The 22,795-nt window shown below is 62.4% G+C and carries 19 protein-coding genes and 1 pseudogene; 11 read left to right on the plus strand and 9 right to left on the minus strand.

Annotated features, from left to right (window positions below; translation table 11 throughout):
* Positions 1–242: 242 nt before the first annotated feature.
* Positions 243–2,834 carry a glycosyltransferase gene (locus PspTeo4_RS29435; RefSeq protein ID WP_322367111.1) on the minus strand — a complete coding sequence of 864 codons (2,592 nt, stop codon included), beginning with the start codon at positions 2,832–2,834 and terminating at the stop codon, positions 243–245.
* Between the two features lie 121 nt (positions 2,835–2,955).
* On the opposite strand from PspTeo4_RS29435, the gene tcdA reads away from it, so the two are divergent.
* Positions 2,956–3,765 (plus strand): tRNA cyclic N6-threonylcarbamoyladenosine(37) synthase TcdA, encoded by an 810-nt coding sequence (tcdA, locus tag PspTeo4_RS29440; RefSeq protein WP_322367112.1) that lies wholly within the window; start codon positions 2,956–2,958, stop codon positions 3,763–3,765.
* Positions 3,766–3,979: 214 nt separating this feature from the next.
* Here tcdA and PspTeo4_RS29445 read toward each other — a convergent pair whose 3' ends face one another.
* The 4 genes from PspTeo4_RS29445 to PspTeo4_RS29460 form a co-directional block, all read right to left on the minus strand.
* The gene (locus tag PspTeo4_RS29445) at positions 3,980–4,393 is read right to left on the minus strand and encodes a SufE family protein (protein WP_322367113.1); all 414 of its coding nucleotides are present in this window, start codon (positions 4,391–4,393) and stop codon (positions 3,980–3,982) included.
* Positions 4,390–5,595, minus strand: coding sequence for a cysteine desulfurase (locus PspTeo4_RS29450; RefSeq protein WP_322367115.1), 1,206 nt, complete (start codon positions 5,593–5,595; stop codon positions 4,390–4,392). The genes PspTeo4_RS29445 and PspTeo4_RS29450 overlap by 4 nt, the downstream gene beginning before the upstream one ends.
* Positions 5,596–5,673: 78 nt before the next feature.
* Positions 5,674–6,708 carry a 2,3,4,5-tetrahydropyridine-2,6-dicarboxylate N-succinyltransferase gene (gene dapD, locus PspTeo4_RS29455; protein WP_322367116.1) on the minus strand — a complete coding sequence of 345 codons (1,035 nt, stop codon included), beginning with the start codon at positions 6,706–6,708 and terminating at the stop codon, positions 5,674–5,676.
* Between the two features lie 31 nt (positions 6,709–6,739).
* Positions 6,740–7,087 (minus strand): ArsC family reductase, encoded by a 348-nt coding sequence (locus PspTeo4_RS29460; protein WP_322367130.1) that lies wholly within the window; start codon positions 7,085–7,087, stop codon positions 6,740–6,742.
* A 569-nt stretch (positions 7,088–7,656) separates the two neighbouring features.
* Between PspTeo4_RS29460 and PspTeo4_RS29465 the strand changes: the two genes are divergently transcribed.
* Complete coding sequence (locus PspTeo4_RS29465; RefSeq protein ID WP_322367117.1) at positions 7,657–9,303, plus strand: Na+/H+ antiporter; 1,647 nt, start codon at positions 7,657–7,659, stop codon at positions 9,301–9,303.
* On the opposite strand, the gene PspTeo4_RS29470 is transcribed toward PspTeo4_RS29465, so the two are convergent.
* The 4 genes from PspTeo4_RS29470 to map form a co-directional block, all read right to left on the minus strand.
* A complete protein-coding gene (locus PspTeo4_RS29470) occupies positions 9,304–9,996 on the minus strand; it encodes a M12 family metallopeptidase (RefSeq protein ID WP_322367118.1) in 693 nt (230 codons plus the stop codon). It lies immediately after the preceding gene.
* 108 nt (positions 9,997–10,104) lie between these two features.
* A complete protein-coding gene (dapC, locus tag PspTeo4_RS29475; protein WP_322367119.1) occupies positions 10,105–11,301 on the minus strand; it encodes a succinyldiaminopimelate transaminase in 1,197 nt (398 codons plus the stop codon).
* Positions 11,302–11,323: 22 nt separating this feature from the next.
* Positions 11,324–14,026, minus strand: coding sequence for a [protein-PII] uridylyltransferase (locus tag PspTeo4_RS29480; RefSeq protein ID WP_322367120.1), 2,703 nt, complete (start codon positions 14,024–14,026; stop codon positions 11,324–11,326).
* A 39-nt stretch (positions 14,027–14,065) separates the two neighbouring features.
* Positions 14,066–14,848 (minus strand): type I methionyl aminopeptidase, encoded by a 783-nt coding sequence (gene map, locus PspTeo4_RS29485; protein ID WP_322367121.1) that lies wholly within the window; start codon positions 14,846–14,848, stop codon positions 14,066–14,068.
* Between the two features lie 346 nt (positions 14,849–15,194).
* Between map and rpsB the strand changes: the two genes are divergently transcribed.
* The 9 genes and pseudogenes from rpsB to PspTeo4_RS30095 all read left to right on the plus strand — a co-directional run.
* Complete coding sequence (rpsB, locus tag PspTeo4_RS29490; protein ID WP_011535280.1) at positions 15,195–15,932, plus strand: 30S ribosomal protein S2; 738 nt, start codon at positions 15,195–15,197, stop codon at positions 15,930–15,932.
* Positions 15,933–16,120: 188 nt separating this feature from the next.
* Complete coding sequence (gene tsf, locus PspTeo4_RS29495; protein WP_322367123.1) at positions 16,121–16,984, plus strand: translation elongation factor Ts; 864 nt, start codon at positions 16,121–16,123, stop codon at positions 16,982–16,984.
* 180 nt (positions 16,985–17,164) lie between these two features.
* On the plus strand, positions 17,165–17,908 hold the full coding sequence (pyrH, locus tag PspTeo4_RS29500) for a UMP kinase (protein WP_023381972.1): 744 nt from the start codon (positions 17,165–17,167) through the stop codon (positions 17,906–17,908).
* A complete protein-coding gene (gene frr, locus PspTeo4_RS29505; protein WP_322367124.1) occupies positions 17,905–18,462 on the plus strand; it encodes a ribosome recycling factor in 558 nt (185 codons plus the stop codon). Before pyrH ends, frr begins: the two co-directional genes overlap by 4 nt.
* Positions 18,463–18,477: 15 nt before the next feature.
* Complete coding sequence (uppS, locus tag PspTeo4_RS29510) at positions 18,478–19,233, plus strand: polyprenyl diphosphate synthase (RefSeq protein ID WP_322367125.1); 756 nt, start codon at positions 18,478–18,480, stop codon at positions 19,231–19,233.
* Positions 19,233–20,048 (plus strand): phosphatidate cytidylyltransferase, encoded by an 816-nt coding sequence (locus PspTeo4_RS29515; protein ID WP_322367126.1) that lies wholly within the window; start codon positions 19,233–19,235, stop codon positions 20,046–20,048. The genes uppS and PspTeo4_RS29515 overlap by 1 nt, the downstream gene beginning before the upstream one ends.
* Positions 20,045–21,235, plus strand: a complete 1,191-nt coding sequence (gene ispC, locus PspTeo4_RS29520) for a 1-deoxy-D-xylulose-5-phosphate reductoisomerase (protein ID WP_322367127.1) — start codon at positions 20,045–20,047, stop codon at positions 21,233–21,235. Before PspTeo4_RS29515 ends, ispC begins: the two co-directional genes overlap by 4 nt.
* A 46-nt stretch (positions 21,236–21,281) precedes the next feature.
* On the plus strand, positions 21,282–22,634 hold the full coding sequence (gene rseP / locus PspTeo4_RS29525; RefSeq protein ID WP_322367128.1) for an RIP metalloprotease RseP: 1,353 nt from the start codon (positions 21,282–21,284) through the stop codon (positions 22,632–22,634).
* A 74-nt stretch (positions 22,635–22,708) separates the two neighbouring features.
* Positions 22,709–22,795, plus strand: a pseudogene (locus PspTeo4_RS30095) (outer membrane assembly protein); the annotation flags it as partial.

Here is a 22,795-nt window from a genome sequence, read left to right on the forward strand (position 1 = left end):
ACTCCGGGGCAAGGCAAGGCGGGGAAAACTGAGGGGCGTTATCTTATATCAAACAAGGTGGGTCGGCACGGGGCAATCGCCGGCAAGCCCGCTCCCACAGGCTGGCAGTGAGCCCTTGTGGGAGCAACTGTCTTGAGTTGCCTGTACCGCCCCATCGCCGGCAAGCCGGCTCCTACAGGCTGGCAGTGAGCCCTTGTGGGAGCCGGCTTGCCGGCGATAGGTCTGCAAGGCAGCCCAAGAAATCAGGCCTCCTGCGGCTCTGCGATCTTGTCCGCTGGCTTGGGCAACGATGACAAAAACGCCATCACCAACGCCGCCAGATACGGCAACGACTGCACCAGCAGCATCGCCACCCAGAAACGCATGTCCGAACTCGGCAGCCCCTGCACCAGGTAGATCCCGGCCGCAGCGCCCCACAGCAACAGCATGATGAACAGCTCTTCCCGCGCCTCGGAAATCGCCACCATCAGCCCATGGCTGTCGGCATTCTTCGGTGTGCGGAAGAACGGCATGCTGCTGGTGAAGAACCCGTACAGCACCGCCTTGGCAATGGTGTGCGACAGCGCCAAGCCAGCCAGCGCCGCAGCGAAGGCGTCCTTGAGGTTGACGCCGACCGCCCGTCGGTAGAGGAAGATGATCTTGCCAACCTTGAAGAAGAACAGCGCCAGCGGCGGGATGGCGAAGATCATCAGCGGTGGGTCGACCCGGTGCGGCACGATGATCATCGCCGCCGACCATAGCAGTGCGCCGACGGTGAAGAAGATGTTCATGCCATCGGCGATCCATGGCAGCCAGCCGGCCAGGAAGTGGTAGCGCTGGCCACGGGTCAGTTCGCTGTCCTTGCCCCGTAGCAACGCGCTGGCGTGGTGCTTGATGATCTGGATGGCGCCATAGGCCCAGCGGAAGCGCTGTTTCTTGAAGTCGATGAAGGTGTCGGGCATCAGGCCCTTGCCGTAGCTGTTGTGGGCATAGGCTGCCGACAGGCCCTTCTCGAATACGCGCAGCCCCAGCTCGGCATCTTCGCAGATGCACCATTCGGCCCAGCCCAGCTCTTCCAGCACGCTGCGCCGGGTCATGGTCATGGTGCCGTGCTGGATGATCGCGTCGCGGTCGTTGCGGGTGACCATGCCGATGTGGAAGAAGCCCTTGTACTCGCTGTAGCAGAGCTTCTTGAAGGCACTTTCGTGTTGGTCGCGGTAATCCTGGGGCGACTGCACCACGGCGATTTTGGGGTCGGCGAAGTGCGGCACCATATGCTTGAGCCAATTGCGGTCGACGCAGTAGTCCGAGTCGATGACCGCGATCACTTCGGCGTCCTTGGCCGTGTGCGGAATCAGGTAATTGAGCGCGCCGCCCTTGAAGCCAGCCAGCGGGGCGACGTGGAAGAACTTGAAGCGCTCGCCCAGTTTCTCGCAGTGGGCCTTGAGCGGCTCCCATACGGCGGGGTCTTTGGTGTTGTTGTCGATCACCAGCACTTCATAGTCCGGGTAATCCAGCGCGGCCAGGGCATCGAGGGTCTGCTTGACCATTTCCGGCGGCTCGTTGTAGCACGGTACATGCACCGAAACCTTCGGCCGATAGGCGCTATCGGCCTGCACCGGCAGGAACTCGCGACGACGCTTGTGAATCCAGACCGCCTCGGCCAGCTCATGGGCTTCGGTCAGCAGGACGATGAACACCCCCATGGCGCCGAGCGCCAGCAGCACACCCACGGTGAGGCTGAACCAGGTGCTGTACTGCTGGCTGTAGTCGTATGCGATCCATACCAGCACCGACCCGCACAGGAAGGTGATGAAGGTGAGGAAAGTGCGCCCGCGCTGGCGCAAGGCCGAGCCATCGATCAGCAGTACGGTGAGCGCGATCATCGCCAGCACTACCGAGGCGACTGCCAAGGCTCGCCACTGCGGGATCGCCACCACCGGCCCGTCGAAGTTGAATTTCTGCTGGCGTTCGGCGTTGAAGACCCCCCAATAGGCGCCCACCGACCCTTCGTCGCTGGCCTTCCAGGGTTGGTCATAGGCCTCGATGACGAAGTAGTTGTAGCCGCGCCGGTTCAACGTATTGACCAGCGTGCGCAAGTAGATGGCCTGGTCGGCCTGTGTGGCGTCGGCACCGCCGCGCATGCGGCCATTACTTGGCCAACCCACTTCCGACAGCAACAGTGGTTTGCGCGGGAACTGCTGTTTGAGCTCACGGGCGCGGTCGAGCACGAACTTGACCGAGTCCTTCATCGGGACGAATTCCCAATAGGGCAAGATGTGCGCGGCAATCAGGTCGACATGCTTGGCAATTTCCGGGTGTTCCTTCCAGATGTGCCATTGTTCACTGGTGGTGACCGGCACCTTCACTGCCGCACGTACCCGGTCCAGGTACTGGATGAGCGCCTCGGGCGTGACCTCTTCGCGGAACAGTGCCTCGTTGCCCACGACCACACGGACTACGCTGCGTGTGTTGTTGGCCAGCTCGATGGCTTTGGTGATTTCGCGTTCGTTGCGCTCCAGGTCCGGGCTGATCCAGATTCCCAAGGTAACGCGCAAACCAAGCTCTTCGGCCAGGCGTGGGATCTCGGCCTGGGTGCCCTCGACGGTGTAGATGCGGATGCTGTCGGTCAGCTTGCTCATCTGCTCCAGGTCTTGGCGTATTTCATCGTCGCTGGGGTACTGGCCTTTTTGCGGGCTCTCCCCGAGGCGGAATGGCGAGTACGAGAAACCGGAGATCTGCTCGGGCCAGGCAGGCGCGGAGACCGGGCGGTTGATCAGCGCCCAGAACCCGGTGAACAGCGCGGCAATGGCCAGGACCACCACCAGGTTGAGGCCGAATTTGCGTGAAGACATCGTCGTCCATTTCTGTAAAAGGGATAGGACATTAAAGCAGGGTTGCCAGGCACTTTCCTAACGATGGAGGCCGCAAGCGCTCTTGGCCTATAATGCGCGCCGGTTTTTTCGGGGTACCAACATGAGCACAGAAGATCCACGCTTTGCCGGCGTTGCCCGGCTGTACGGCGACGAAGGCCTGCAACGGCTGAGCCGCGCCCATGTGGCGGTCGTCGGCATCGGCGGGGTCGGCTCATGGGCGGCCGAAGCCCTGGCCCGCAGCGGCGTGGGTGAGATCACCCTGTTCGACCTGGACGACGTGTGTGTCAGCAACACCAACCGCCAGGCCCATGCCCTGGAAGGGCAGGTGGGGCGGCCAAAAGTCGAGGTAATGGCCGAGCGCCTGCGGGCGATCAACCCCGCGTGCACGGTGCACGCGGTGGCGGATTTCGTCACCCGCGACACCATGGCCGAATACATCACCGAGCAGATGGACTGCGTCATCGACTGCATCGACAGCGTGATGGCCAAGGCCGCGTTGATTGCCTGGTGCCGTCGGCGCAAGATCGCCATCGTCACCACCGGTGGTGCCGGTGGTCAGATCGACCCGACCCAGATCCAGATCGGCGACCTCAACAAGACCTTCAACGACCCGCTGGCCTCGCGGGTACGTTCGACCCTGCGCCGTGACTATAACTTCTCGCGCAACGTAAGCCGCAACTATGGCGTGCCTTGCGTGTTCTCCAGCGAACAGCTGCGCTACCCGAAAGGCGATGGCAGCGTGTGCCTGCAGAAGAGTTTTGTCGGTGAAGGCGTGCGCCTGGACTGCGCCGGGGGCTTTGGCGCGGTGATGATGGTGACCGCGACGTTCGGCATGGTGGCGGCGAGCAAGGCGGTGGAGAAACTGGTGGCGGGGGCGCGGCGGCCGTCGGAGCGGGTCAAGCCGGAATAGATTGCGTAGACTTCTTCGCGGGCAAGCCCGCTCCTATCAAACAACAGCTATTTCATTGATTTGGTGAGAGATCCGTGGGAGCTGGCGCAGCCTGCGATCGAGGGCGAAGCCCTCGCATGATCGCGAACTAGGGCTGCTATGCAGCCCATCGCAGGCTGCGCCGGCTCCCACTGGGTCGCGTAACCCTGTGGGAGCCGGCTTGCCGGCGATGGGTTCAAGGCAGATTCAGAGCCAACTCAGCCATCCGTTGCAGCACCGCATGTAACCCGTTACTGCGCGAAGGCGACAACTGCCGCTCCAGGCCCAATTGGGTGAACCAGGCGCGCAAGTCCAGGTTGGCAAGGTCTTGACTGGACAGCCCTTGAACCCGCACCAGCAGCAGCGCCAGCAATCCACGCAACAACCGGGCATCGCTGGCAGCCTTGAACCGCCATTGGCCGTCGACCTGGCTGGCCACCAGCCACACCAAGCTCTCGCAACCATGCACCCGATTGCTCTCGGTCTTGTCAGCGTCCTCCAGCGGCTCCAGGCGATCGCCCCACTGCATCAGCAGGCGTGCGCGCTGCTCCCAGCCGCGCGCCTGCTCGAAACTGTCCAGCGCCTGTTGCGCTTGTTCAGGCAGGCTCATCGCAGCAGCTCCAGGCCTTGATCGAGCGCAGCGAAGAACCGTTGCAGGTCGTCGCTGTCGTTGTAGATACCCAGCGACACCCGGATCGCCCCCTCCAGCCCCAGCCCCTTGAGCAAGGGCATTGCACAATGATGGCCGGCGCGCACAGCGATGCCTTGTTCAGTGAGCAGATGGGCGATATCAGCGTTGTGCACACCTTCAATCACAAAGCTGGCCAGGGCTGCTTGGGGCGTACCCAAAACACGAATGCCGTCGCGGTCTGCCAGGCCTCGCAGCAGGTGCTGGTGCAGGCTCGCCTCATGGTTTTCGACGGCATGGACGTCAAGGCTGGCCAGGTAGTCCAGGGTTGCGCCCAGGCCGATGACACCAGCAATCGGCGGCGTACCCGCTTCGAATCCTAAAGGTGCCGGACGGAAACTGGCGCTCTGGTAATCAGCCATTTGCACCATCTCGCCGCCGAACTGCCAGTGGCGCAGCAGGTCGAGGGCCTGGCGCTGGCCATAGAGCACGCCGACCCCTTCCGGACCATAAAGCTTGTGGCTGGAGAACACATAGAAGTCGCAGCCCAGCTGTTGCACGTCATGGCGGCCGTGGACCACCCCTTGCGCGCCGTCGACCACGGTAACTGCGCCTTGGGCGCGGGCATGGGCGAGCAGGGCCGGTAGCGGTTGCCAAGTGCCCAGCACGTTGGAGAGCTGACTGACCGCCAGCACCCGGGTGCGGGGCCCGATCAACTGCAGTGCCTGGTCCAGGTCGATGCGGCCGTGCTCGTCCAGCGGCAGTACCACCAGGCGCAGGTTGCGCCGTCGTACCAGTTGCTGCCAGGGCAACAGGTTGGCGTGGTGCTCCAGGGCACTGATGGCGATTTCGTCGCCCGCCTCGAAACGGTGCTCCAGCCCATAGGCCAGCAGGTTCAGCGCCGAGGTGGCACCGTGGGTGAACACGATCTGCTGGGCGTCGGCGGCATTGAGCCAGGCGGCGACCTTGTCGCGGCTGGTTTCGAATGCCTGGGTGGCCAGGGCGCCGGGCAGGTGTTGGGCACGATGCACATTGGCCGCGCCATGGCCGTAATAGTGGCTCAGGGCATCAAGCAGGGCCTGGGGCTTCTGGGTGGTGGCGGCGCTGTCCAGGTAGGTCTGGTGCTGCCGTTGCAGAGCGGCGATGGCGGGGAAGTCGGCACGCCAGGGGGAGGGCTGGAACATGTTCGCGGGGCCTGGAATGAAAATCGGGTCTGGCATTACGCCAGACCCGATCTTATCACTTCAAACCGTGCAGGGTTCTCAGTTGTGGGCGTGCAGTGCTTCGTTCAGCTCGATGGCCGACTTGTGAGTCTTGCACTCCACGGCGCCGTTCAGCGAGTTGCGACGGAACAGCAGGTCGGTCTGGCCGGCCAGGTCGCGGGCCTTGACCACCTTGACCAGCTCGTTGTTCTCGTCGAGCAGGTTCACCTTGGTACCGGCGGTGATGTACAGGCCAGCTTCAACGGTGTTGCGATCGCCCAGCGGAATGCCGATGCCGGCGTTGGCGCCGATCAGGCAGCCTTCGCCGACCTTGATGACGATGTTGCCGCCACCGGACAGGGTGCCCATGGTCGAGCAGCCGCCGCCCAGGTCCGAACCTTTGCCGACGAACACGCCGGCCGAGACGCGGCCTTCGATCATGCCTGGGCCTTCGGTACCGGCGTTAAAGTTGACGAAGCCTTCGTGCATGATGGTGGTGCCTTCGCCGATGTAGGCGCCCAGGCGTACGCGGGCGGTGTCGGCGATACGCACGCCGGCCGGGACCACGTAGTCGGTCATCTTCGGGAACTTGTCCACCGAGAACACTTCCAGCAGCTCGCCCTTCAGGCGCGCTTCCAGTTGCAGCTCGGCCAGTTCGCTCAGGTCGACGGCGCCCTGGTTGGTCCAGGCGACGTTCGGCAGCAGCGGGAAGATGCCAGCCAGGCTCACGCCGTGTGGTTTGACCAGGCGGTGCGACAGCAGGTGCAGCTTCAGGTAGGCCTCTGGAGTCGAGGTCAGCGCGGCATCTTCAGCCAGCAGGGTGGCGACCAGCGGCTTGTGGCTTTCGGCCAGGCGGGTCAGCAGGGCGGCCTGGGCGGCATCGACGCCCTTCAGGGCCTCGGCCAGTTGTGCAGCCTGGGCGTTGGTGAAGGCGATGGCCTGGTTGCCACCTTCGTAGCCAAGGATCGGCGCAACGGCGGCGACCAGCTCGGCGCTGGGGTTGACCAGCGGTTGGGCGTAGAAGACTTCGAGCCAGGTGCCCTGGCGGTTCTGGGAGCCGACACCGAAGGCTAGGCTGAACAGGGTAGTGGACATGTGATTACCTCGTGCGAAATAGGGGAGGGGCTCAGGACAGTGCGGCGGCGTACAGGTCAGGCTTGAAGCCAACCAGCGTACGTGCGCCAAGGTCGAGCACCGGGCGTTTGATCATCGACGGCTGGGCCAGCATCAGTTCGACGGCCTTGGCCTGGTCGAGGTCGGCCTTGCTGGCGTCGTCGAGCTTGCGGAAGGTGGTGCCGGCACGGTTGAGGATGGTTTCCCAGCCGTGCTCGTCGCACCAGCGGTTCAGGCTGTCGCGGTCGATGCCTTGGGTCTTGTAGTCGTGGAATTCGTAGCCGACGGCTTGTTCTTCAAGCCAGGTGCGGGCTTTTTTCATGGTGTCGCAGGCTTTGATGCCGTAGAGCGTGTAGGTCATCGTGTGCATTGGGGATGACAGGCTTCCCCAATCTCTCCATTTTTCCGAAAGTCAGTCGGGGGATTATGCGGGAACGATCCTTTCAGTGCCACGGGGGTATGAGTTGAGTTTTGCAGTGCTGCACGAACCGAGCGCCGCCCGCGCGGCGCATCGCGAGCAAGGCTCGCTCCTACGTTTGTTTACGGCCAATAACGTCTGTGACAAGCGCGCGCGACCGCCTTGTGTATACGACTCGAAATCAAGCCATGCGCCAGGGCGTTCGCGCGCAAATCGCGCAGGCATAACTGGCCCGAAACAAACGTAGGAGCGAGCCTTGCTCGCGATGCGCCGCGCGGGCGGCGCTCGATCTCAGACATACCTCAGTCGCCACGGCCTACCCATTGGCGACTACGCTGGCCCAGGACGGACCCGGGCGATAGCCAAATCTAAGAATCATCATGTTACATATTCACCACCCGCCTGCGACTATCGTGCAGCGGCCCATGATCGCCAGTCGCCGCTAACATATTGTTTCAATGGCGATGTTTCGCCCTGATGTCGATTCTGGTTCACAAAGGAAGCCTTTACGGATGCAGTCAGCCTACACCGTGCTCATTTTGCTGACGCTGGTAAGCGTGTCGAAACTGGTCGGGCGAGTCATCCCGTTGCCGTTGCCACTGGTGCAGATCGCGGCGGGGGCATTGCTGGCCTGGCCGACCCTCGGGCTGCATGTTGCCCTGGACCCTGAGCTGTTCCTGTTCTTGTTCCTGCCGCCGTTGTTGTTCGCCGATGGCTGGCGTATGCCCAAGCGCGAGCTGTGGCGCATTCGCGGGCCGGTGGTCGCCTTGGCCGTGGGCCTTGTGCTGTTCACCGTGGTTGGGGCGGGCTACTTCATTCACTGGCTGCTGCCGACGATTCCGTTGCCGGTGGCCTTCGCCTTGGCCGCCGTGCTGTCGCCGACCGATGCCGTGGCCGTCTCGGCGATTACCCAGGACCGCCTGCCCACGCCGCTGATGCACATGCTCCAGGGCGAGGCGCTGATGAACGACGCCTCAGGCCTGGTGACCTTCAAGTTTGCGCTGGTAGCGGCCATTACCGGCGTGTTTTCGCTGACCGAGGCCAGCTTCACGTTTGTGCTGGTGGCCTTGGGTGGCCTGGCCGTCGGTGTCGCCTTGAGCTGGCTGATCGGTCGCCTGCGGACCTGGATGATCGCTCGTGGCTGGGATGACCCGGCCACTCACGTGGTGTTCATGTTGTTGCTGCCATTCGCCGCTTACGTGCTGGCCGAGCGCCTCGGCGTGTCCGGCATTCTCTCGGCCGTGGCTGCTGGCATGATGCAGAGCTGGCTCGACCTGCTGCCACGCCAGACCAGCACCCGGTTACTCAACCGCAGTGTCTGGTCGCTGCTGGAGTTCGCCTTCAACGGCTTGATCTTCCTGCTGTTGGGGCTGCAGTTGCCTGACATCATCAAGGCGGTGGTCAGCCACGAGACGACGGTTTGGCCGACCCTGGCCTGGCGCTGCCTGGATGTCCTGGCCATTTTCGGGGCGTTGATCCTGCTGCGTTTCATCTGGGTGCAAAGCATCTGGCGCGGCGTGGGGGTGGTGCGTCGCTGGCGCGGCAAACCGGCGCTGGTGCTGTTGCCGACCGCGCGCTCCTGCTGGTTGCTGACGCTGGGCGGTGTGCGAGGGGCAGTGACGCTGGCCGGTGTGATGTCGATCCCGCTGCTGATCGGGGCGGGCAAGGCCTTCCCAGAGCGTGACCTGCTGATCTTCATTGCCGCCGGTGTCATTCTGCTGTCATTGATCACGGCCTGTGTTGCGTTGCCCTTCTTGCTGCGTGGCGTAACCAAAACGCCTGACGAGCGCCTTCATCAGGAGGTCCAGGAAGCCTGGCGCCGCACCGCTGAGGCCGCCATCCATGCCTTGGAGGCCGAAGAGGTGATCGATACCAGCGCTCCGCAGGATGCCGCGCAAGCGACCTTGGCTACCGAGCTCAAGGCACGGTTGATGGCTGAATATCGGGATGAATTGAACAGCTACAACGACACCGCCGAGGCCAGAGCCCTGGCCGAGCAGATGGACTTGCTGGAGCGGCGCTTGCGCTTGCGGGCGCTGCGGGCGCAGCGGTTGGAGTTGTACAACCTGCATCGCCAGCACCTGGTGGGCGACGAAGTGGTCCGCCAAGTGCTGGGCGAGCTGGATTTGAGCGAAGCGAACCTGGGGCAGGTCAGGTGATCAGCTCTTTGGGTAGATCATGCGCATGAAGGCCTTGTCCTTCTCGCTGATCTGCCGGTTGATGCCGACCTCCCAATCCCCCAGGGTCAGCGCTTGGTCTATCGGGTAATGCATGATCGAGTTGCGGTCATAAGGGGTGATTTTCATGTGCGGATCATCGCTTTTGCCCAGTACGGACTCATCGACCGTTTCCTGGTCATGGCCTTTGGCTGCGTAATAGGCGTAAACCTTTGGGATGTCCCAGGGTATGTCGGCTTCTGGATGCTGGTGTTCATGCTGCATACCCAAAGCGTGGCCGAACTCATGGATCACGGTGTATTCGAAGCTGTCCATGTCTGGCGTTACGCCTAGCACCATTGATGCTCCGGCAGCCTTTCGGGACTCCGTGCCATACATGGAGTGGTTTTGACTTGGATCGCCACCGGTGTGGATCTTTATCTCAGCTTCAAAGAGGTCGTCTTCGACGAGCTTGAACTGTAGGTTGACGAATGGCAGCCATGTGCACGCCGCCTCGAAGATCGCATTCTTCAGGGCTTTGCCTGGCTCGTTGACGAAGGATATGCGTAGGGTGCTGCCCGTCGGCCAGAACTTGTCAGCAAAGCCGATGGAGCGTTTCTGGCGACTGCGGTCGGCGGGGCTGGAGTATTCGGCAGCAAGGGGCAGTTGATGCTGTTGACCGATGATTTCAAGCATGCTCTGGATTCCAGGTTGGAGTGGAAGCCAGAGCATTGGCTAGCGCCATTGCCGGATGGCGCTACATAAGTCAATGCGAGCGTGGGCCGCACAGCGGCCCCCCACCCGTCAGCGGTTTTGCAGGAATTCGCGAATCCGCTCTGCCGCCTCGATGCACTCTGCCAGCGGCGCAACCAGCGCCATGCGCACGCGGCCAGCGCCTGGGTTCACACCATCGACCTCACGTGACAGGTACGAGCCCGGCACTACGGTCACATGCTGCGCCTCGAACAGGTCGCGGGTGAAGTCGGCGTCGCTGCCCGGCACCTTGGCCCAGAGGTAGAAGCTGCCATCTGGACGCTGCACGTCCAGCACCGGCTGCAGGATATCCAGCACGGCATCGTACTTGGCACGGTACTGATCGCGGTTCTCGCGCACGTGGGCCTCGTCCTGCCAGGCCGCGATGCTGGCCAGTTGGGTCTGAACCGGCATGGCGCAGCCGTGGTAGGTGCGGTACAGCAGGAAAGGCTTGATGATCGAGGCGTCGCCAGCGACGAAGCCCGAGCGCAGGCCAGGCAGGTTGGAGCGCTTGGACAGGCTGTGGAACACCACGCAACGCGCGAAATCGCTGCGGCCCAGTTCGGCACAGGCGGTCAGCAGGCCGGGTGGCGGGGCGTCTTCGTCGAAGTACAGCTCGCTGTAGCACTCATCGGCGGCGATCACGAAATCGTGCTCGTCGGCCAGTGCGATCAGCTTCTTCAAGGTGTCCATGGGTACCAGGGCGCCCGTCGGGTTGCCTGGGGAGCACAGGAACAGGATCTGGCAGCGCTTCCACACTTCGGCTGGCACTGCGTCGAAGTCCGGGTTGAAACCGTTGGCTTCCAGGCAGGGCAGGTAGTGTGGCGTGGCGCCGGCCAGCAGGGCTGCGCCTTCGTAGATCTGGTAGAACGGGTTGGGGCTGACCACCAGGCCGTCGTCGGCGCGGTTGACCACGGCCTGGGTGAAGGCGAACAGCGCCTCACGGGTGCCGTTGACCGGCAGGATGTGGCGGTCGGCGTCCAGCCAGCCGGTTGGCACGCCGAAGCGGCGCTCGCACCACTGGCCGATGGCCTGGCGCAGCGCGGGCAGGCCAATGGTGCTGGGGTACACCGCCAGTTTGTCGAGGTTGTCGGCCATGGCCTTGGCGACGAAGGCTGGCGATTCGTGTTTCGGCTCGCCAATGGACAGGGCAATGGCGCGTTTGTCCGCTGCCGGTTTCACGCTGCCCAGCAGGGCACGGAGTTTCTCGAACGGGTAGGGCTGCAGCTGGGTCAAGGCATGATTCATCGGCGCAAGGTCTCGTCAATCGTTAAAAGGTCACGCGGGTGGGGCTGGCATCGCTGGCCTGGCCAGCCTGCAACTGCTGGACGATCGCTTCCTGCAGGCGGCTGCACAGCTGCGGGTCGGACAGCGGCTGGTTATCGGCGTCGGTGATGAAGAACACGTCCTCCACCCGCTCGCCGAGGGTGGCGATCTTGGCGTTCTGCAGCGACAGGTCGAACTCCAGGAAGATCCGCCCGATCCGTGCCAGCAGGCCGGGGCGGTCGGGGGCGGTGATTTCCAGGATGGTCACCGGACGCTGGGCATCGTTGTGGATGGTCACCTGCGGCGCGAAGGTAAAGTGCTTGAGCTGGCGCGGTACCCGACGCTGGATGATCGTCGGGTAGTCCTCTGGGTTGCGCAGCGCTTCGGTCAGGCCATCGCGAATCTGCTTGACCCGCTGCGGGTTGTCGCCGATCGAGCCGCCGTCGTTGTCGAGCACGATATAGGTGTCGAGGGTGAACTGGCTGCTCGAGGTGATAATCCGCGCGTCGTGGATGTTCAGGTTGAGCTGCGACATGGCCGCCACGGTCACGGCGAAGAAGTCGTGCTGGTCGGGGGCGTAGATGAAGATCTGCGTACCGCCCTCGAACTCGCGCTGGGTGGTTTCCTTGATCAGCACCAACGGCCCGCCGTCGGCCGGCTGCTGCAGGATCGCATCGCTGTGCCAGGCCACGTCGGCGGCGGTATGGCGCAGGAAGTAATCATCGCCCAACTGCGACCAGAGCTGCTCGACATCGTCGGGGTCGGTGCCTTCGCGCACCAGGATGTCCAGTGCCGCCGTCTGGGTCTGGCGAATCTGCTCTTCGCGGTCCAGCGGGTTTTCCAGGCCTCGGCGCAGGGCGCGCTTGGTTTCGGTGTAGAGCTGGCGCAGCAGGCTGGCACGCCAGGAGTTCCACAGGCTCGGGTTGGTGGCGTTGATATCGGCCACGGTCAGCACGTAGAGGTAATCCAGGCGGGTTTCATCGCCCACATGCAGGGCGAAGTCGTTGATTACCTGCGGGTCGGACAAGTCCTTGCGCTGGGCGGTGGTGGACATCACCAGGTGGTTCAACACCAGCCAGACGATCAGGCGGCTGTCCCAGGCCGGGAGCTGGTGGCGCTCGCAGAACGCCTTGGCGTCCACCGCGCCCAGCTCGGAATGGTCGCCCTGGCGGCCTTTGCCGATGTCGTGGTACAGGCCGGCCAGGTAGATGAGTTCGGGCTTGGGCAGGCGACCCATGAGCTTGCTGGCCAGCGGGAATTTCTCGGACACCGGCGTGTACTGCAGCTTGCGCAGGTGCTTGATGAGGTTGAGCGTGTGGGCGTCGACCGTATAGATGTGGAACAGGTCGTGCTGCATCTGCCCGACGATCAGGCCGAATTCCGGCAGGTAGCGGCCAAGAATGCCGTAGCGGTTCATGCGCCGCAGGTTGCGGTGAATGCCGATTTCGCACTTGAACAGCTCGATGAACAAGCTGGTGTTGCGGATATCGTGACGGAACGTTTCGTCGATCAGGTGACGGTGTTCGCGCAACAGGCGCACGGTGTCGGCGCGCACACCCTTGATCTCGGGGTGCTGGGCCATCAGCACGAAGATTTCCAGCATGGCGAACGGTGTGCGCTTGAACACGTTGGCATTCACCGCTTCTATGTAGCCGTCATGCAGGCGGAAGCGCGCATTCAGCGGTTGCGTGGCGCCGCTGTCGTCGTCGGCGAGGATCACTTCCTCGAAATGCTGGATGATCAGGTCGCACAGCTGGCTGATGCTCATCACCACCCGGTAGTACTGCTGCATGAACTGCTCGATGGCGCGCTTGGGGTTCTCGTCGCTGTAGCCCAGCAGGGCGGCAATGCTGCGCTGGTGGTCGAACAGCAGGCGGTCCTCGGCGCGACCGGCCAGCATGTGCAGGGCGTAACGCACCTTCCACAGGAAGTCCTGGGAGGACGCCAGCAGCTCGTTCTCGCTTTCCAGCAGGAAGCCTTCGCCGGCCAGGGCATGCAGGTTCAGCGTGCCGTACTGGCGTCGCGCCACCCAGAGCACCGTCTGGATATCGCGCAGGCCGCCGGGGGAGCCTTTGACGTTGGGTTCGAGGTTGTACTCGGTGTCGTTGTACTTGTGGTGGCGGGCCTTGAGCTCGGCGCGCTTGGCCAGGAAGAATTCCTTGCTTGGCCACATGTGTGCGGTACTGGTGACCTCAAGCATGCGCTGGCGCAGGGTTTCGGGGCCGGCAATGGTGCGGCTTTCCATCAGGTTGGTGATGACCGTCAGGTCGGCGCGGGCTTGCTCTGCACATTCATCGACGCTGCGCACGCTCTGGCCCACTTCCAGGCCGATGTCCCACAACAGGGTGAGGAAACGCTCGATGGCATCGCGGTACTGCTCGTGTTCGGCGGCGCCCAGCAGAATCAGCAGGTCGATGTCCGAGTACGGGTGCAGCTCACCGCGCCCGTAACCGCCCACCGCAACCAGGGCGATGCCGCTCTGGTCGCCCCAGTCGAACTGGTTCCAGGCTTGTTGCAGGATGTTGTCGACGAGCCAGGCGCGGTCTTCGATCAGCCGACGGATGTCGCGGCCGCTGCGAAAACGCCGGTCGAGCACCTCGCCGGCCTGGCGGATGGCTTTCTTGAAGGCGGCGATGGGGCTCGCCTTGAGGGCCAGTTCCGCCTGGAACTGGCCACGGTCGAACAGCTCGGGATCCACCTGGGGCATCGCGTCGCGTTCCTGTCGTAGTGTTTGCCTAGTGTGGGCTCAAGCCGAGGTGCGCGAGATGGTGTCGTCCTTGCGCAGGGTGAAGATCTCGTAGCCAGTGGCGGTGACCACCAGGGTGTGTTCCCACTGGGCCGAGAGCTTGCGGTCCTTGGTGATGGCGGTCCAGCCGTCGCCCAGTACCTTGGTGTCGGCCTTGCCCTGGTTGATCATCGGCTCGATGGTGAAGGTCATGCCTTCCTTGAGCTCCATGCCGGTGCCAGCCTTGCCGTAGTGCAGGATCTGCGGCTCTTCGTGGAACACTTTGCCAATGCCATGGCCACAGAACTCGCGCACCACCGAGAAACCGTTCTTCTCGGCATGCTTCTGGATCACTTCGCCGATGTCACCCAGGCGGCAGCCCGGTTTGACCAGCTCGATGGCCTTGTACATGCATTCCTGGGTCACCTTGGACAGGCGCTCGGCCCAGGGGGCGACGGTGCCGACATGGAACATGCGGCTGGTGTCGCCGTGGTAGCCGTCCTTGATGACGGTCACGTCGATGTTGATGGTGTCACCGTCTTTGAGCGGCTTCTCGTTGGGAATGCCGTGGCAGACGACGTGGTTGATCGAAGTGCAGATCGACTTGGGGTAGCCTTTGTAGTTCAGCGGTGCCGGAATGGCCTGCTGGACGTTGACGATGTAGTCGTGGCACAGGCGGTCCAGCTCTTCGGTGGTGACGCCAGGCTTGACGTGCTCTTCGATCATTTCGAGCACGTCGGCGGCCAGACGGCCGGCGATGCGCATCTTTTCGATGTCTTCTGCGGTCTTGATGGTGACGGTCATTGCAGGCTCTCTACGGCGCCGTTGAAGGCGCGAACAAACGGGAAAGGCCGGATTCTACCAGAGCGGGGCGGCAATCGGTCGGGATAAAGGCGGCCGTCCTGCTGTCTATAGAAGGCATTCTGGCCCGAAAGCCGGGGTGCTGCAAAAAACGCTGACGGACGAGACCGTCCCTGGGTTCCGTTCGCCCTCCGTCTGTGGTATAAAATGCGCCGCTTTCGGGGACGACCTCGGAAGCTCTAACCCCACACACGTGTCGACACGATGGCCTGGGTGCCCCGCTTCTTTGGAATCGTGGGTTGGTCATTGGGATACGTGGAGGCCCAACCCGACTTATCAAGGAACTATCATGTCCCAAGTCAACATGCGCGATATGCTGAAGGCCGGTGTGCACTTCGGCCACCAGACCCGTTACTGGAACCCGAAAATGGGCAAGTACATTTTCGGCGCGCGTAACAAGATTCACATCATCAACCTGGAAAAAACCCTGCCAATGTTCAACGACGCTCTGGCGTTCGTAGAGCGTCTGGCTCAGGGCAAGAACAAGATCATGTTCGTCGGCACCAAGCGTTCCGCCGGCAAGATCGTCGCCGAGCAAGCTGCTCGTTGCGGTTCGCCATACGTTGACCACCGTTGGTTGGGCGGCATGCTGACCAACTACAAAACCATCCGTGCTTCGATCAAGCGTCTGCGCGACCTGGAAACCCAGGCCGAAGATGGCACCTTCGCCAAGCTGACCAAGAAAGAAGCCCTGATGCGTTCCCGCGACCTGGAAAAACTGGATCGCAGCCTGGGTGGTATCAAGGACATGGGCGGCCTGCCTGATGCCCTGTTCGTGATCGACGTTGACCACGAGCGCATTGCTATCACCGAAGCCAACAAGCTGGGCATCCCGGTCATCGGCGTTGTCGATACCAACAGCAGCCCGGAAGGTGTTGACTTCGTTATCCCAGGTAACGACGACGCCATTCGCGCCATCGAGCTGTACATGACTTCGATGGCTGACGCCGTCATCCGCGGCCGCAACAACGTTGCTGGCGGCACCGAAGTCTACGCTGAAGAAGCGGCTGCACCTGCTGCTGAGTAATTGACGCTTAGCGTCTGACTTGGCACGCAAAAAGGGGGCTTGGCCCCCTTTTTGCCACCTTGAAATCCTGCTGTCAGCAATGGCCCCGCATCATGGGCCCGCTGATGATAAAAGCAGTGGATTTGCAGAATTGAACGCCCGTGACGAGCGGGTGGAATGGTTGAAAAACTTTCCAAGAGGATTTTGAAATGGCAGCAATTACTGCAGCGCTGGTAAAAGAACTGCGCGAGCGTACCGGCGAAGGCATGATGGATTGCAAAAAGGCCCTGGAAAAGGCCGGCGGCGACATCGAGAAAGCCATTGACGACATGCGTGCCTCGGGCGCCATCAAGGCCGCCAAAAAGGCTGGCAACGTCGCTGCTGAAGGCGCTATCGCCGTCAAGACCGACGGCAAAGCCGCTGTCCTGCTGGAAGTGAACTCGCAGACCGACTTCCTGGCTCTGCAAGACGACTTCAAGAACTTCGTTGCTGAAAGCATCGAAGAAGCTTTCGCTCAGAAGCTGACCGACGCTGCTCCGCTGATCGCTTCCCGCGAATCGGCTCGTGAAGCTCTGGTCGCCAAGTGCGGCGAAAACGTCAACATCCGTCGCCTGGTGCGCGTTGAGGGTGACGTTGTCGGTGCCTACCTGCACGGTAACAAGATCGGTGCAGCCGTTGTTCTGAAAGGCGGCGACGTCGAGCTGGCCAAGAACATCGCCATGCACGTTGCAGCTTCGAACCCAGAGTTCCTGCTGCCGTCGGAAGTTTCCGCCGAAGCCATTGAGCGCGAGAAAGGCGTCTTCCTGCAGCTGAACGCTGACAAGATCGCTGGCAAGCCTGAGAACATCGTCGAGAACATGATCAAAGGTCGTATCTCGAAGTTCCTGGCCGAAGCTTCGCTGGTCGAGCAAGCCTTCGTCATGAACCCGGAAGTCAAGGTTGGCGAGCTGGCCAAGAAAGCCGGCGCTGAAATCGTTTCCTTCACCTACTTCAAAGTCGGCGAAGGCATCGAGAAGCCAGTCGACAACTTCGCTGAAGAAGTTGCCGCTCAGGTCGCTGCTGCCAAGCAGTAAGACAGACTCGTCTGTCGCCCCAAAGAGGCTGCCCGCTCACGCGCGCAGCCTCTTTGTCAAAACGGAGACGGGTTTATCGAACTCGTCTCTGCTGGCACCAAAACGGTGCCACGCTACAGTTAGCAGGCTGTAAACAGCCCGCACGGAATTTTCTAAAGTACGCCGCAGGAGAGACTCGCAATGGCTCAGCAGGTGAGTGGTCGCCAACCTCGCTATAAACGCATTTTGCTCAAACTTAGCGGCGAGGCCCTGATGGGCTCGGAAGACTTCGGGATCGACCCGAAGGTGCTGGATCGCATGGCGCTGGAAGTCGGTCAATTGGTTGGCATCGGCGTTCAGGTCGGCCTGGTGATCGGCGGTGGTAACCTGTTCCGCGGCGCCGCGCTCAGCGCAGCCGGCATGGACCGCGTCACCGGTGACCACATGGGTATGCTGGCCACCGTGATGAACGCCCTGGCCATGCGCGACGCCCTGGAGCGTTCGAACATCCCAGCACTGGTCATGTCGGCCATTTCCATGGTCGGTGTCACCGATCATTACGATCGTCGCAAAGCTATTCGCCACCTCAACTCCGGGGATGTGGTAATTTTCTCCGCCGGTACCGGCAATCCGTTCTTCACCACCGACTCCGCAGCCTGCCTGCGTGCCATCGAAATCGATGCTGATGTGGTGCTGAAGGCGACCAAGGTCGATGGTGTGTACACTGCCGATCCATTCAAGGATCCGCATGCCGAGAAGTTCGATCACCTGACCTACGATGAGGTCCTGGATCGCAAGCTCGGCGTTATGGATCTGACCGCAATCTGCCTGTGCCGCGACCACAAGATGCCATTGCGGGTATTCAACATGAACAAGCCTGGCGCCCTGCTGAACATCGTGGTGGGTGGCGCTGAAGGTACTTTGATCGAGGAAGGCGAAGCATGATCAACGACATCAAGAAAGACGCCCAGGAGCGCATGACCAAGTCCATCGAGGCCCTGGGTCGCAACCTGGCGGCGATCCGCACCGGTCGCGCCCACCCAAGCATCCTGGACAGCGTCAAGGTCACTGCGTGGGGCAGCGAGATGCCGCTGAACCAGGTGGCTGCGATTACCGTCGAAGACGCCCGTACCCTGAAGATCGTCGCCCACGACAAGAATCTCAGCGCCGCTATCGAGAAGGCTATCCTGACTTCCGACCTGGGTCTGAACCCGTCCAGCGCCGGCACCACCATCCGTGTGCCGATGCCAGCCCTGACCGAGGAAACCCGCAAGGGTTACACCAAGCAGGCCAGCGGCGTCGCCGAAGATGCCAAGGTTGCGGTCCGCAACGTGCGTCGTGACGCGCTCGCCGACCTGAAGAAGCTGACCAAGGACAAGGAAATCAGCGAAGACGAAGAGCGTCGCGCCGCTGACGAGATCCAGAAGCTGACCGACAAGTTCGTCGCTGAAGTCGACGCTGCGTTCAAAGCCAAGGAAAAGGACCTGATGGCCGTCTAAGGCCGAGGTTTTTTAATGGAAAAGACCAAGTTGGCGGCACCGTCTTCGGTGCCGCGTCACGTCGCGATCATCATGGATGGCAATAATCGCTGGGCGAAGAAGCGTCTGCTGCCCGGCGTTGCCGGGCACAAGGCGGGCGTGGATGCCGTTCGTGCGGTCATCGAAGTCTGTGCGCAGTCCGGGGTCGAGGTGCTGACCCTGTTCGCCTTCTCCAGCGAAAACTGGCAGCGTCCGGCCGATGAGGTGGGTGCGCTGATGGAGCTGTTCTTCTCGGCGCTGCGCCGCGAGGCCAAGCGCCTGAACGAGAACAACATCAGCTTGCGCATCATTGGTGACCGTTCGCGCTTCCATCCAGAGCTGCAGGCCGCCATGCGCGAAGCCGAGGCACTGACTGCGGGCAACAATCGCTTCATCCTGCAGATCGCCGCCAACTATGGTGGCCAGTGGGATATCGCCCAGGCTGCCCAGCGCCTGGCGCGTGAAGTCCAGGCCGGCCACCTGCGGCCGGAGGACATCACCCCGGGCCTGTTGCAGACCTGCCTGGCGACGGGCGAGCTGCCCTTGCCGGACCTGTGCATTCGCACCGGCGGCGAGCATCGCATCAGCAACTTCCTGCTTTGGCAGCTGGCGTACGCCGAGCTGTACTTCTCCGACCTCTACTGGCCGGACTTCAAACACGAGGCCATGCGCAATGCGTTGGCCGATTTCGCTTCGCGCCAGCGCCGCTTCGGTAAGACCAGCGAGCAGGTCGAGGCTGGAGCTCGTGCTTAATGCTTAAACAACGCATCATTACTGCGCTGATCCTGCTGCCGGTCGCGCTGGGTGGGTTTTTCCTGCTCAACGGCGGGGATTTCGCCCTGTTCATCGGCTTCGTGGTGACCCTCGGTGCCTGGGAGTGGGCGCGTCTGGCCGGGCTGATGGCCCAGCCACTGCGCATCGCCTATGCCGCCGTGGTTGCCGGGGCGCTGATGCTGCTCTACCTGATGCCCGACCTCGCGCCCTGGGTGCTGGGGGCTGCGGTGATCTGGTGGGGGTTGGCCACCTGGCTGGTGCTCACCTACCCGCGCAGCAGTGAGCTTTGGGCCAGTGCCGCCTGCCGTTTGCTGATCGGCCTGCTGGTGCTGCTGCCGGCCTGGCAAGGGCTGGTCTTGCTCAAGCATTGGCCGCTGGGTAACTGGTTGATCCTGTCGGTCATGGTGCTGGTGTGGGCAGCTGATATCGGTGCGTACTTCTCGGGTCGTGCTTTCGGCAAGCGCAAGCTGGCCCCGCAGGTCAGCCCAGGCAAGAGCTGGGAAGGCGTCTATGGTGGTCTTGCCCTGTGCCTGGTCATTACCCTGGCGGTGGGCGTGAGCCGAGACTGGAGCTTCGGGCAGATCGTCCTGGGCCTGCTCGGGGCGGCCGTGGTGGTCATGTCCTCGGTGGTGGGTGACCTGACCGAGAGCATGTTCAAGCGTCGCTCTGGCATCAAGGACAGCAGCAACCTGCTGCCAGGTCATGGCGGTGTGCTGGATCGCATCGATAGCCTGACCGCCGCCATCCCGATTTTCGCAGTGCTGCTGTGGGCGGCCGAATGGGGTGTGATGTGAGTGCCCTGCAGCGCATTACCGTGCTCGGTGCTACCGGTTCCATAGGCCTGAGCACGCTGGATGTGATCGCTCGCCATCCTGATCGCTATCAAGTGTTCGCCCTCAGCGGTTATTCGCGTATCGATGAGTTGCTGGCCTTGTGTGTGCGCCATCGTCCGGTCTATGCGGTGGTGCCGGATACGGAAAGTGCGGTGCGCCTGCGTGAAGGCCTGGCTGCAGCGGGCAGCACCACCGAAGTGCTCGAGGGCGAGGCTGGCCTTTGCCAGGTCGCTTCGGCAGCGGAAGTCGATGCGGTGATGGCTGCCATCGTCGGCGCCGCTGGCTTGCGCCCCACCTTGGCTGCCGTCGAGGCAGGCAAGAAAGTGCTGCTGGCCAACAAGGAAGCGCTGGTGATGTCTGGCGCGCTGTTCATGGAGGCCGTGCGGCGCAGTGGCGCCGTGCTGCTGCCCATCGACAGCGAGCACAATGCCATTTTCCAGTGCCTGCCAGGTGACTATGCCCGCGGGCTGGCTCAGGTCGGGGTGCGGCGCATCCTGTTGACCGCATCGGGAGGTCCGTTCCGCGAGACTCCCCAGGCAGCTCTGGCTGATGTTACGCCGGAGCAGGCCTGTGCCCACCCGAACTGGTCCATGGGGCGCAAGATTTCCGTGGACTCGGCCAGCATGATGAACAAAGGCCTGGAGCTGATCGAGGCATGCTGGTTGTTCGACGCAGCGCCAGCCAAGGTCGAAGTGGTGGTGCACCCGCAAAGCGTGATCCATTCGCTGGTGGATTATGTCGATGGTTCGGTGCTGGCCCAGTTGGGCAATCCGGACATGCGTACGCCTATCGCCAATGCGCTGGCCTGGCCCGAGCGGATCGATTCCGGGGTGGCTCCGCTGGACCTGTTTGCCATCGCTCGTCTGGATTTCCAGGCGCCCGACGAACAACGCTTCCCTTGCCTGCGCCTGGCGCGGCAGGCTGCCGAAGCGGGCAACAGTGCGCCCGCCGTGCTCAATGCGGCCAACGAAGTGGCGGTGGAGGCATTTCTCCAGCGGCGTATCCGCTTCCCGGAAATCGCGGGTATGATCGAACAGGTGCTTGACCAGGAACCGGTGGTGTCGCTGCCTTCGCTGGATGCGGTGTTTGCCGCCGACCAGCGCGCCCGGGAGCTATCCCGTGAGTGGTTGAGGCGCCACGGCCGCTGATGCAGGCCTTGCTCCAGGTTCCGCTGAACGTCATTCGGAGATGGATATGACAGCGCTCTACATGATTATCGGCACCCTGGTAGCCTTGGGTGTGCTGGTCACTTTCCATGAGTTCGGCCACTTCTGGGTGGCCCGGCGCTGTGGCGTCAAAGTGCTGCGATTCTCCGTGGGCTTCGGTACCCCGCTGGTTCGCTGGCATGACCGCCATGGCACCGAGTTCGTGGTGGCGGCTATTCCTCTGGGCGGTTACGTCAAGATGCTCGACGAGCGCGAGGGCGAAGTGCCGCCGGCGCTGATCGAGCAGTCGTTCAATCGCAAGACGGTACGCCAGCGCATCGCCATCGTGGCGGCGGGGCCGATCGCCAACTTCCTGTTGGCCATTTTCTTCTTCTGGGTGCTGGCCATGCTGGGTACCCAGCAGGTGCGCCCGGTCATCGGTGCGGTCGAGTCCGGTAGTCTGGCAGCCTCGGCGGGCCTGGTCGCCGGTCAGGAAATCGTTTCCGTCGACGGAAAACCGACCAATGGTTGGTCGGCGGTCAATCTGCAACTGGTTCGGCGTCTGGGTGAGACTGGCACCCTGCAGGTCGGTGTGCGCGACGATGGGGCTACGGTCGAACGTCAGCACGCTATCAAGCTCGATGGCTGGCTCAAGGGTGCCGATGAGCCGGACCCGATTCAGTCCCTGGGCCTGCGCCCGTGGCGCCCAGCCATTTCGCCGATTCTGGCTGAAATCGATCCCAAGGGGCCGGCCGCTGCCGCCGGTCTCAAAAATGGTGACAAATTGTTGGCCCTCGATGGCGTTGCACTGGGCGACTGGCAACAAGTCGTCGACACCGTGCGCGCTCGTCCCGAGGCGAAGGTTGTGCTGCGCGTGGAGCGCGATGGTGCTGCGCTGGATGTGCCGGTGACCCTGGCCCTACGGGGTGAGGGCAAGGCGTCCGGTGGCTATCTGGGTGCCGGGGTAAAGGCGGCAGAATGGCCCGCCAACATGCTTCGCGAAGTCAGCTACGGGCCGCTGGAAGCAGTGGGCGAGGGCTTGTCACGCACCTGGAACATGAGCGTGCTAACCCTCGAATCGCTAAAGAAAATGCTGTTCGGGGAGCTCTCGGTAAAAAACTTGAGCGGACCGATAACCATTGCTAAAGTGGCGGGCGCTTCGGCCCAGTCCGGCGTGGGGGATTTCCTGAATTTCCTGGCCTACCTGAGCATAAGCCTGGGGGTTCTTAACCTGCTGCCCATCCCGGTACTGGATGGGGGGCATTTGCTGTTTTACCTGGTCGAGTGGGCGCGCGGTCGTCCGCTGTCGGATCGGGTGCAAGGTTGGGGGGTCCAGATCGGTATCAGTTTGGTCATAGGGGTGATGTTGCTCGCCCTGATCAACGATCTGGGTCGACTATAAAAGATTCGCTCAATTGCGAACCTGCCGTTTCTGTACGGCGGGTGGTTTATTGCCAGTTGGAATAAAAGGACTTCATGAAACGTCTGCTGCTAACTGCGGTCATGTCCGCACTGATGATCGCTGAAGTTCACGCCGAGTCCTTCACCATCTCCGATATTCGT

The sequence above is a fragment of the Pseudomonas sp. Teo4 genome, from assembly GCF_034387475.1.
Classification (GTDB): domain Bacteria; phylum Pseudomonadota; class Gammaproteobacteria; order Pseudomonadales; family Pseudomonadaceae; genus Aquipseudomonas.

Bases quoted from the DNA above. Each gene is read 5' to 3' on its own strand.
- PspTeo4_RS29435 (WP_322367111.1), bottom strand. From the start codon at position 2,834: ATGTCTTCACGCAAATTCGGCCTCAACCTGGTGGTGGTCCTGGCCATT.
- tcdA (WP_322367112.1), top strand. From the start codon at position 2,956: ATGAGCACAGAAGATCCACGCTTTGCCGGCGTTGCCCGGCTGTACGGC.
- PspTeo4_RS29445 (WP_322367113.1), bottom strand. From the start codon at position 4,393: ATGAGCCTGCCTGAACAAGCGCAACAGGCGCTGGACAGTTTCGAGCAG.
- PspTeo4_RS29450 (WP_322367115.1), bottom strand. From the start codon at position 5,595: ATGTTCCAGCCCTCCCCCTGGCGTGCCGACTTCCCCGCCATCGCCGCT.
- dapD (WP_322367116.1), bottom strand. From the start codon at position 6,708: ATGTCCACTACCCTGTTCAGCCTAGCCTTCGGTGTCGGCTCCCAGAAC.
- PspTeo4_RS29460 (WP_322367130.1), bottom strand. From the start codon at position 7,087: ATGACCTACACGCTCTACGGCATCAAAGCCTGCGACACCATGAAAAAA.
- PspTeo4_RS29465 (WP_322367117.1), top strand. From the start codon at position 7,657: ATGCAGTCAGCCTACACCGTGCTCATTTTGCTGACGCTGGTAAGCGTG.
- PspTeo4_RS29470 (WP_322367118.1), bottom strand. From the start codon at position 9,996: ATGCTTGAAATCATCGGTCAACAGCATCAACTGCCCCTTGCTGCCGAA.
- dapC (WP_322367119.1), bottom strand. From the start codon at position 11,301: ATGAATCATGCCTTGACCCAGCTGCAGCCCTACCCGTTCGAGAAACTC.
- PspTeo4_RS29480 (WP_322367120.1), bottom strand. From the start codon at position 14,026: ATGCCCCAGGTGGATCCCGAGCTGTTCGACCGTGGCCAGTTCCAGGCG.
- map (WP_322367121.1), bottom strand. From the start codon at position 14,848: ATGACCGTCACCATCAAGACCGCAGAAGACATCGAAAAGATGCGCATC.
- rpsB (WP_011535280.1), top strand. From the start codon at position 15,195: ATGTCCCAAGTCAACATGCGCGATATGCTGAAGGCCGGTGTGCACTTC.
- tsf (WP_322367123.1), top strand. From the start codon at position 16,121: ATGGCAGCAATTACTGCAGCGCTGGTAAAAGAACTGCGCGAGCGTACC.
- pyrH (WP_023381972.1), top strand. From the start codon at position 17,165: ATGGCTCAGCAGGTGAGTGGTCGCCAACCTCGCTATAAACGCATTTTG.
- frr (WP_322367124.1), top strand. From the start codon at position 17,905: ATGATCAACGACATCAAGAAAGACGCCCAGGAGCGCATGACCAAGTCC.
- uppS (WP_322367125.1), top strand. From the start codon at position 18,478: ATGGAAAAGACCAAGTTGGCGGCACCGTCTTCGGTGCCGCGTCACGTC.
- PspTeo4_RS29515 (WP_322367126.1), top strand. From the start codon at position 19,233: ATGCTTAAACAACGCATCATTACTGCGCTGATCCTGCTGCCGGTCGCG.
- rseP (WP_322367128.1), top strand. From the start codon at position 21,282: ATGACAGCGCTCTACATGATTATCGGCACCCTGGTAGCCTTGGGTGTG.